Below are 10,104 nucleotides of genomic sequence, written 5' to 3'. Positions count from 1 at the left end.
GCCAAGTTATATTATTTTTGAGGATATTTCAGGTAGAGGTAGATTATTACTGGAATTTTTTCATAGATATTTTAAGCTGTTTCCTGAGGACGTTTTTATGGAGGAGTACCTTTATACAAAGGAAGATATAGATAAGTTATATGCAAAACTACCATGGAATGAGATATGGATGTATGAGGATCCTAAAACATTCTAAATTACACTCTTGCAATTTATCTTCATTTATGCTATCCTAAGATGTACTTTGTAACGAGTCTACTTTATGTAACCGTTAAATTTTTAAAAGAGGTGAATTATGAAACAGGGAATACATCCAAATTATTATCAGGCAACAGTAACTTGCAACTGTGGTAACACATTTGTAACAGGTTCAACAAAGGAAGATATCCACGTAGAAATTTGTTCTAAGTGCCATTCTTTCTATACAGGTCAGCAGAAATCAGCTCAGGCACGTGGTCGTATCGAGCAGTTTAACCGTAGATATGGTGTTAAGGCTGAATAATAAAATAAAGAAATACTATTTATTAGGGGGAGTCAGGCAGGTGTCTGGCTCTTTTTAAATAGATTACGGAGTAAATATGAAATATTCAGGAATAGGCGGACAGGCTGTTATAGAAGGCATCATGATGAAAAACGGTGACAGATATTCTACAGCTGTAAGAAAGCCGGATAAAACAATTGCGGTAATGGAAGATAAATATGAGAGCTTAACTACAAGAATGCCGATATTGGGACTTCCGTTCCTTAGAGGTATATTTTCATTTATAGACTCATTGGTTTTGGGAATGAAAACACTGTCATATTCAGCAAGCTTTTTTGAAGATGATGAGGATTCAAAGCCTTCAAAGTTTGAAGAAAAGCTGATAGCAATTTTTGGAGATAAGCTGGATAAAGTGATAATGGGTGTTACGATGTTTATTTCAGTAATAGCATCCATAGCTATTTTTATGGTCCTGCCGATGCTTCTCAGTAATATTATTAAATTGAAAATTGATAATTACTATGTAATTGCAATTTTTGAGGGAATAATAAGAATTGCAATATTTATCTTCTATATAAAAATGATATCAAGAATGGAAGATATTAAAAGAACGTTTATGTACCATGGAGCGGAGCATAAATGTATAAACTGTATTGAACATGGTCTTGAGCTTAATGTGGAAAATGTTATGAAGAGCTCAAAAGAGCATAAGAGATGCGGTACAAGCTTTATTATCATCGTAATGATGATAAGTATACTTTTCTTTATGGTAATCAGAGTTGATACCATATGGCTTAGAGCGTTATCCAGAATTGTTCTTGTACCTGTTATAGCCGGAGTAAGCTATGAGTTTTTAAGAATTGCAGGAAGAAGTGATTTCTGGCTTGTAAATCTTATAAGTAAACCGGGACTTTGGATGCAGGGACTTACCACTAAGGAACCTACACCTGATATGGTTGAGGTAGCTATTGCAGCAGTTGAAAGGGTATTTGACTGGAGAGAGTACCTGGAGGAAAACTTCTGATATGAAATATATTGAAGTTTTTGATAAATATGTAAAGCTGTTGGAAGAAAAAAACTTCAAGGATGCAAAATCGAATATACTCCTGCTTATATACGAGATATTCGATTTTGATTTTTCAAAATGGACGATGTATAAGTATGATGAGATAGAGGATATATCAAAGCTTGATAAATTGAATGAATATGTGGAAAAAAGGCTTGGTCATATGCCTATACAGTATATTTTAAATAAGGCATATTTTTGCGGACTTCCACTCTATGTCAATGAGAATGTACTTATTCCGAGATTTGATACGGAAGTACTGGTTGAAGAAGTTTTAGCGCTTTCAAAAAAAGATAAGAGTAAAAGAATACTTGATATGTGTACCGGTTCGGGAGCTATAGCTATTGCATTGAAAAAGCTTGGAGGATTTGACAGAGTTGATGCTCTGGATATATCGGATAAGGCACTTGAAGTTGCAAAAAGAAATGCAAAAGAGCTGGATTTGGATATCAATTTTTTAAAGAGCGATATGTTTTCAAGCTTAACATCTGAAATTAAATATGATATCATAGTATCCAATCCGCCGTACATACAGAGCGATGTTGTAGATACTTTGGAAAATGAAGTAAAGGATTTTGAGCCTGGGCTTGCTCTTGACGGAGATGTTGACGGCATGAAATTTTATAAAATAATTGCCGAAAACTATGAGGATTATTTGGCAGACAATGGAGTATTGGCTCTTGAAATAGGCTATGATGAAGCGGATGATATAAGAGCTTTGTTTGAAGGCAAAAATGTAGTGATAAAAAAGGACCTGGCAAACTTGGACAGGGTAGCGATAATATACAGTTAAATAAAATAAATCATAAGAGGAAAAGATGTTTGATAATTTAGAAGATATAGTAGTACATTATGATGAAATCATGGCGGAGCTTGCCAGTGGTGATGTGGCTAATGATCAAAACAGATTCAGAAAACTGATGAAGGAGCAGTCAGATCTGGCTCCATTAGTGGAAACTTACGGAGAATATAAAAAAGCAAAGCAATTACAGGTGGATGCACTTGAAATGCTTGAGATGAATGATGAAGAAATGAAGGAGATGGCAAAGGAAGAGCTTGCCGAGGGTAAGAGACTGGAAGAGGAACTTTCCGAAAAGTTAAAGATTTTACTTTTGCCAAAAGATCCTAATGATGATAAGAATATAATGCTGGAAGTCAGAGCCGGAGCAGGCGGTGACGAGGCGGCATTGTTTGCTATGCAGCTGTATCGTATGTACACTCATTATGCGGAGTCTCAAAACTGGAAGGTCGAGATGATTGATGTTAATGAGAACGGTATAGGCGGATATAAGGAAGTAGTGGCAATGGTAAGCGGTAAGGGTGCTTATTCAAAGCTTAAGTATGAGTCGGGAGTTCACAGAGTACAAAGAGTACCTGAGACAGAGTCGGGCGGAAGAATACATACTTCAACAGCATCTGTTGCTGTAATGCCTGAGGCTGAGGAAGTTGATGTACAGATTGATATGAATGATGTCAGAATAGACGTTATGAGAGCCAGCGGAAACGGTGGACAGTGTGTCAATACTACAGACTCTGCAGTTCGTCTTACTCACTATCCTACAGGTATTGTTATCTACTCTCAGACAGAAAAGAGCCAGTTACAAAACAAGGAAAAGGCATTTGCACTTCTTAGATCAAAGCTTTATGAGATAGAGCTTGAGAAAAAGCAAAGTGCGGAAGCGGCTGACAGAAGAAGCCAGATCGGTACAGGTGACAGATCGGAAAAAATCAGAACTTACAACTTCCCACAGGGAAGAGTAACAGATCACAGAATAAATCTTACCTTATATAAACTTGATAAGATAATGAATGGTGACATTCAGGAACTTATAGACGGCTGTATTGCGGCGGATCAGGCTGCAAAACTTGCCAAACTTAATGAACAATAGGAGGCTATCATGGAAATAAAGGATTTAGATTGGGGAAATATAGGTTTCAACTACAGAATTACTGATTACAGATATGTCAGCAATTTTAAAGACGGAAAATGGGATGATGGAGAGCTTCTGACAGACTCAAATGTTACGATAAATGAGTCGGCAGGTATTTTACAGTATTGTCAGGAAGTTTTTGAAGGCTTAAAGGCATACAGAACAAAGGAAGGACATATAGTTACATTCAGACCTGATCTAAATGCAAAGAGAATGCATGATTCAGCTAAAAGACTTGAGATGCCGCCGTTTGATGAGGAGAGATTCCTTGAAGCGGTAGATAAGGTAGTACTTGCAAATGAAGCATGGGTACCTCCTTTCGGTTCGGGAGCAACACTTTATATAAGACCTTATATGTTTGCTTCATCACCTGTAATCGGAGTTAAGCCGGCTGCAGAGTATCAGTTCAGAATGTTTGTAACACCTGTAGGCCCTTATTTTAAGGGTGGTGCAAAGCCTATTACAATTACAGTAAGTGAATTTGACAGAGCAGCACCGAGAGGTACAGGACATATAAAGGCAGGACTTAATTATGCCATGAGTATACACCCTCTTATGGAAGCTCACAGAAACGGATTTGATGAAAATATGTATCTGGATGCGGCTACAAGAACTTATGTCGAAGAGACAGGAGGTGCAAACTTTATCTTTATCACAAAAGATAATACCGTAGTTACACCGAAGTCAAATTCAATATTGCCTTCAATTACAAGAAGATCACTTCTTTATGTTGCAGAGCATTATCTTGGACTTAAGACAGAGGAAAGACCGGTTGCCTTTGATGAAATAAAGGAATTCAAAGAGGCGGGACTTTGCGGTACTGCAGCAGTTATTTCACCTGTAGGAAGGATCTACAGAGGAGAAGAAGTAATAAGCTTACCTGCCGGTATGGAAGGAATGGGTGAGATTACAAAGAAACTCTATGACACCCTTACAGGAATACAGATGGGCGAAATAGAAGCACCACAGGGATGGATCAGAAAAATAAAATAATGAAAAAGTTTAAAGTAAATATAAACAACGAAGTATTTGAATATGAAGAGAATACAAGTTATTTTGATATAGTAACGGAGCATAAGAAAAAGGCACTTTTAGTCAAGGTAGACGGTAAGTTGCAGGAGCTGCATAAGACTTTAAAATCCGATATAAAACTTGAATTTATTACTTTAAGTGATGCTATCGGGCGTTCCACATATGAAAGAAGTGCCGTACTTATACTTTTAAAGTCTATTAAAGATATATATGGTGAGAATATAAAACCTATTGTGGAATTTTCTACCGGAAACGGACTGTTTATCAGAATGAACGGTGAATCTGAGTTTGATATTGAAAAGATAGACAGCAGGATGAGAGAAATTGTCGATGAAAATATCAGAATAGAGAAGATGAGTGTTCATACCGATACTGCGATAAGGATGTTTCATGATGCAGGTTTTTTTGAAAAGGAAAAACTTTTTAAGTTTAGAAGAGTGTCCAGAGTAAATATATATAAGCTTGAGGACTATATAGACTATAATTACGGCTATATTGTTTATTCGACAGGATTTGTAAATAAATTCAGCCTGACAAAATACAAGGACGGTCTTGTTCTTATCATACCTAAGAAGGATAATCCCGAAGTGGTGGAAGAGTTTGTACCTGAAGAAAAAATCTTTAATGAGCTTAATAATGCCAGTAAGAATGCTGAAGATATGGGAGTTGCCGATGTAGGTTCTCTAAATGAGATGATTGCAAACGGTATGACTAATGAAATGATCCTTATTTCTGAAGCATATATGGAAAAGAAGATTGGAGATATTGCGGATGATATCGTAAAAAGAGGCAATGTAAAACTTGTTATGATTGCAGGTCCGTCTTCATCAGGAAAGACTTCATTTTCACACAGACTCAGTATACAATTAAGATCTCACGGATTGAAACCTCATCCTCTTGAGGTGGATAATTACTTTAAGAACAGGGAAGATACACCGAGAGATGAACATGGTGAGCTTGACTTTGAATGTCTGGGTGCAATGGATATTGAAAAGTTTAATGAAGATATGTTGGCTCTTTTGAACGGGGAAGAAGTGGAGATTCCAAGCTTTAATTTTAAAATCGGACAGAGAGAATACAATGGAAACTTCTTAAAGCTTGGTAAGGACGATATTCTTGTTATAGAGGGTATACATTGTTTGAATGATGAACTTTCATACAGATTGCCTAAGGACAGCAGATATAAGATATATATAAGTGCTTTGACTCAATTAAATATAGACGAGCACAATCGTATACCTACTACAGACGGCAGATTACTTAGAAGAATGATAAGAGATGTCAGAAAGAGAGGCACTTCACCTACAAAGACAATTTCAATGTGGGATTCTGTAAGAAGAGGGGAAGAAAAGTATATATTCCCATATCAAAGCAGTGCGGATGCAACTTTCAATTCGGTTCTAAACTACGAGATTGCGGTTATAAAGCAATATGTTGAGCCGGTATTATTCAGTGTACAAAAAGACAGCAAGGAATATCCCGAGGCAAAGAGACTTTTAAAGTTCCTTGACTATTTCCTCGGTATACCAAGTGATAATGTGCCTTCAAATTCTATTTTAAGAGAATTTATAGGTGGAAGCACATTTAATGTATAAAATAAAAAGGGGATGTCGGGAAGTAAAATCACTTATTTCCGGGCATCCCACTTTTATTATTTAAATTTTGATACAAAATTTTGTATTTTAAGTGTAGGTGACAGACTCTTACCTATTGAAACATCATGGTTATATGAGTTTATAATAGCGGCAAGATACTTTGTCATATCTGCTTCCAGATACCATGGCTTTGTAAGAAGCTCAGGATTTCTGTAATGTACATTTGTTGTACAAACATAATCTATAAGTCCGAGATTGTGGAACTCGTCAAATTTATCAAGACCGTTTGTAAACAATCCGAATGTAGCACAGATTATAATTCTCTTTGCATTTCTCTTTTTAAGTTCTTTAGCTGTATCAAGCATACTCTCACCTGATGAGATCATATCGTCCATGATAATAACATCTTTGCCGTCCACGCTGCTTCCGAGGAATTCGTGAGCAACTATAGGGTTTCTGCCGTCAATTACCTTTGAATAATCACGTCTCTTATAGAACATACCCATATCCACGCCGAGGTTGTTTGCAAGATAAACCGCTCTGTTCATAGCGCCTTCATCCGGGCTTATAATCATCATATCATCTTTGCTTACCTTCAAATCAGGTACATTTGCAAACAATGCCTTTACAAACTGATATGTAGGCATGAAATTGTCAAATCCTGTAAGAGGAATTGAGTTTTGTACTCTCGGGTCATGTGCATCAAATGTGATAATATTGCTTACGCCCATATCTACAAGCTCTGCAAGTGCAAGAGCACAGTCAAGAGATTCTCTCTTGGTCTTTTTGTGCTGTCTGCTTTCATATAAGAAAGGCATGATAACATTTACTCTTTTTGCATTGGCAATACTTGCACCGATAATTCTCTTAAGGTCTTGGTAGTGATCGTCAGGTGACATATAATTTGTAAAACCGTTAAGCTTATAGCTGAGAGAGTGATTTAATACATCCACCATTACAAATACATCTGTACCACGAACTGATTCTTTTATTATGCCCTTGGCTTCACCTGAACCGAATCTTGGACAGGCAATATCAAGAAGATAATTATCACAGTCATAGCCTCTGTAATGCAAGTCCATTTTACTGTTCATAAGCTCATTAGTATCATTTCTTCTGAACTCAACAATATAATCATTGACTTTCTTGGCAAAATCATAGCAGCTTTCAAGAGCGGCAATCTTTAGAGGCGCTATAGGCAATTGATCTCTAAAAACAAAATCGTTTGGCATTTCTTTCTCCTAGGTACTTAAGATTTGTAAGAGTTATAAAAAATAAACTATTACAAATATTATTATTCATTTACGAAGATACTATACACTATTAAAAATATGAAGTCAACAATATAACTTTCAATCTCTTGACTATAAAAATTTGACTTTTAAATAGAAATTGTTTAAAAACTAACAATGTTATGTATACAATTTATTTTAAAAATTGAAAGAATGATTTCTTGCTGAAAGACAGTATTTTTTAATGAATTTTCTTGTTATAATTCGTCTATAAAATAATGATACTATAATTAGGAGGGAAATATATGAGAGTCATAGATGATTTAAATAAGGACTGGCTTTTCAAAAAGAATATTGAAGTCACCGACAAACTTATAATAGATGAGAGCTTTGATATGATCAATGTTCCCCATACCTATAACGGTTTTGACGGTCAGGACGGCGGAAATGACTACTATAAAGGAAAAGCTGTATATGTAAAGAAGCTTATCAGACCGCTTGTATCACCTGAGAGTGATTTTATCTTAAATTTTGAAGGCGTAAATTCTATAGCAAGAGTATATATTGACGGTGAGTTTGTACAGGAGCATAGAGGCGGATACTCAAGATTCAGAGTTAATATCACAAGATTTTTTGAGAAAAAAGACGCTCTTATGCTGGCTGTAGAAGTGGATAATGCCAATCATTCCGATGTATATCCTCAGATGGCTGATTTTACATTCTATGGTGGTATATACAGAAATGTAAGTCTTATATCGGTACCTAAGACAAGATTTGATATAGAATATTATGCAGGAAGCGGAGTTTCTGTTACTTCAAAGATAGACGGTGATGATGCAATAATTGACATTACCGCCTATGTAAAAGATCCGGACGAATCGGATATGGTAACGATTGAGGTAAAAGATGGTGACAGTTATGAGGATGTAGGTTTTGTTGTCGCACCTGCAAAGAAGATAACAAAGCTGAGCATGAAGATAGATGATGCTCATCTTTGGAACGGTGTAGAAGATCCGTTCCTCTATAAATTGAGTGTAAAGCTTGTAAGACATAATGAAGTACTTGATAATGTAGAGGTAAATCATGGTATCAGAGAGTACTATGTAGACCCTGAAAAGGGATTTTTCTTAAATGGAAAGAGTCTACCTCTTAGAGGTGTGAGCAGACATCAGGACAGACTTGGAAAGGGTAATGCACTTGCAGAGCTTGACCATTTTGACGATTATGACCTGATAATGGACGTAGGTGCCAACAGTGTAAGACTGGCACATTATCAGCAGGATGATTACTTTTATGAGCTTTGTGACAGATACGGACTTGTAGTATGGGCTGAGATTCCTTTTATATCCGGAATGAATAAGGATCCAAAGGCACATGAGAATGCTATGGAGCAGATGAAAGAGCTTATTTATCAAAACTACAATCATAGCAGTATATGCTTTTGGGGAATTTCGAACGAAATAACGATTGCGGGAGATATTCCGGGACTTGCAGATAATTTAAGAGAGCTTGATGAACTTGTAAAGAGTATTGATAAAACAAGACTTACAACAATGGCTCAGGTATCAATGCTTCCAATGGATTCTGATCACAATCAGATCACAGATATACTGGCATACAATCTATACTTTGGATGGTATGGCGGAAAGTATACAGATAATGAAGTATGGTTTGATAAGTTTAGAGCCATGCATCCAAACAGAGCGGTAGGACTTTCAGAGTATGGTTGTGAGGGTATTATAAGCTGGCATTCCAATACACCTGAATGTAAGGATTATAGTGAGGAGTATCAGGCTGAGTATCATGAGCATATGGCAAAGCTTCTTGCTGAAAGACCTGAGATATGGGGCTCATATGTTTGGAATATGTTTGACTTCGGCTGTGATATGAGAGATGAAGGCGGTGTTAAGGGTAGAAACAATAAAGGTCTTGTAACCATAGACAGAAAAATAAAGAAAGACGCTTTCTATGTTTATAAGGCATATTGGTCAGATGAGAAATTTGTTCATATCGCAAGTAAGAGATTTGCAATCAGAAGTGATGAAAAGATAAATATAAAGATCTATTCAAATATGGAAAAGGTAAGGTTGTTTGTAAACGGCGAATATCTTGGAGAAAAAGAAGGGAAAAAGATTTTTATATTTGAGAATGTAAGCCTTGATATGGGTGCAAATTATATAAAAGCGGTAGGCATAAGTGATGATGAAGAAATATCTGACAGAACCACATTTATCAGAGAAGAGAAGCCTTTTGCCGGATATGTAAGACCTGCTGATGAAGAGGAAGCTGAAGGAGTTAAGAACCGGTTTGAGGATATGGACAAGGAGAGTCTTGAAGCAGAAAAGCTTGAATTTAACCCTGAATTCTTCAGCATAAAAGATACAGTGGAAGATGTAGTCAGAAATTATGAAGCAGGAGATATATTGGTATCTATCATCAATCAGTTCGGCACAATGAAGGTTAAAAAGAGTATGCTTGGAATAATGGGTGGCATGCTTGTAGAAGAAATGTCTTCATTTTTCAGCCCTGATAAGGCGGATAGTGAGAAGGTCTTTGCACTTTTGAATAGGAAGTTGCAGGAAATTAAGAAATAAGATATTAAGTAAAATTATGATTATTTAAAAGATAATCTATTTAAAAGCCTCAAACCGGGGCTTTTTTTATTTGCATTATATTCGAATAAAGTATTGGTTTTATAGCTGTAGATTACTAAGATTAGTAAGGACGCATAAGTGAATATTATAATGTTTTTATAGAAGTAAAAAAA

9 protein-coding genes are annotated in these 10,104 nt (G+C 36.1%); 8 read left to right on the top strand and 1 reads right to left on the bottom strand.

Features of this window, described 5'->3' with window-relative positions:
* The 7 genes from HMPREF1495_RS02140 to HMPREF1495_RS02110 all read left to right on the top strand — a co-directional run.
* Positions 1-196: hypothetical protein (locus tag HMPREF1495_RS02140; protein ID WP_034211648.1), on the top strand; the 196-nt coding region annotated here is incomplete at its 5' end.
* 99 nt (positions 197-295) lie between these two features.
* Positions 296-502, top strand: coding sequence for a 50S ribosomal protein L31 (rpmE, locus tag HMPREF1495_RS02135; RefSeq protein ID WP_007592480.1), 207 nt, complete (start codon positions 296-298; stop codon positions 500-502).
* A gap of 76 nt (positions 503-578) precedes the next feature.
* Positions 579-1,505, top strand: coding sequence for a DUF1385 domain-containing protein (locus HMPREF1495_RS02130; RefSeq protein ID WP_034211645.1), 927 nt, complete (start codon positions 579-581; stop codon positions 1,503-1,505).
* 1 nt (position 1,506) lies between these two features.
* A complete protein-coding gene (prmC, locus tag HMPREF1495_RS02125) occupies positions 1,507-2,340 on the top strand; it encodes a peptide chain release factor N(5)-glutamine methyltransferase (protein WP_034211644.1) in 834 nt (277 codons plus the stop codon).
* Between the two features lie 25 nt (positions 2,341-2,365).
* The gene (gene prfA / locus HMPREF1495_RS02120) at positions 2,366-3,436 is read left to right on the top strand and encodes a peptide chain release factor 1 (protein ID WP_034211643.1); all 1,071 of its coding nucleotides are present in this window, start codon (positions 2,366-2,368) and stop codon (positions 3,434-3,436) included.
* Positions 3,437-3,445: 9 nt separating this feature from the next.
* Positions 3,446-4,471: a branched-chain amino acid aminotransferase gene (locus tag HMPREF1495_RS02115; RefSeq protein ID WP_034211642.1), complete on the top strand. Its 1,026-nt coding sequence runs from the start codon at positions 3,446-3,448 to the stop codon at positions 4,469-4,471.
* Positions 4,471-6,105, top strand: a complete 1,635-nt coding sequence (locus HMPREF1495_RS02110; protein ID WP_034211651.1) for a nucleoside kinase — start codon at positions 4,471-4,473, stop codon at positions 6,103-6,105. Before HMPREF1495_RS02115 ends, HMPREF1495_RS02110 begins: the two co-directional genes overlap by 1 nt.
* 56 nt (positions 6,106-6,161) lie before the next feature.
* Here the strand turns inward: HMPREF1495_RS02110 and HMPREF1495_RS02105 are convergent, their stop codons facing one another.
* The gene (locus HMPREF1495_RS02105) at positions 6,162-7,337 is read right to left on the bottom strand and encodes a ribose-phosphate pyrophosphokinase (RefSeq protein ID WP_034211640.1); all 1,176 of its coding nucleotides are present in this window, start codon (positions 7,335-7,337) and stop codon (positions 6,162-6,164) included.
* Positions 7,338-7,642: 305 nt separating this feature from the next.
* Here HMPREF1495_RS02105 and HMPREF1495_RS02100 point away from each other — a divergent pair, with 305 nt between their 5' ends.
* Positions 7,643-9,931 (top strand): glycoside hydrolase family 2 protein, encoded by a 2,289-nt coding sequence (locus tag HMPREF1495_RS02100; protein ID WP_034211638.1) that lies wholly within the window; start codon positions 7,643-7,645, stop codon positions 9,929-9,931.
* Positions 9,932-10,104 lie beyond the last annotated feature (173 nt).

Origin of the sequence: Lachnoanaerobaculum sp. MSX33, assembly GCF_000512995.1 — a bacterium.
Lineage (GTDB): Bacteria > Bacillota > Clostridia > Lachnospirales > Lachnospiraceae > Lachnoanaerobaculum.
This window is presented reverse-complemented; position numbering and strand designations above follow the sequence as displayed.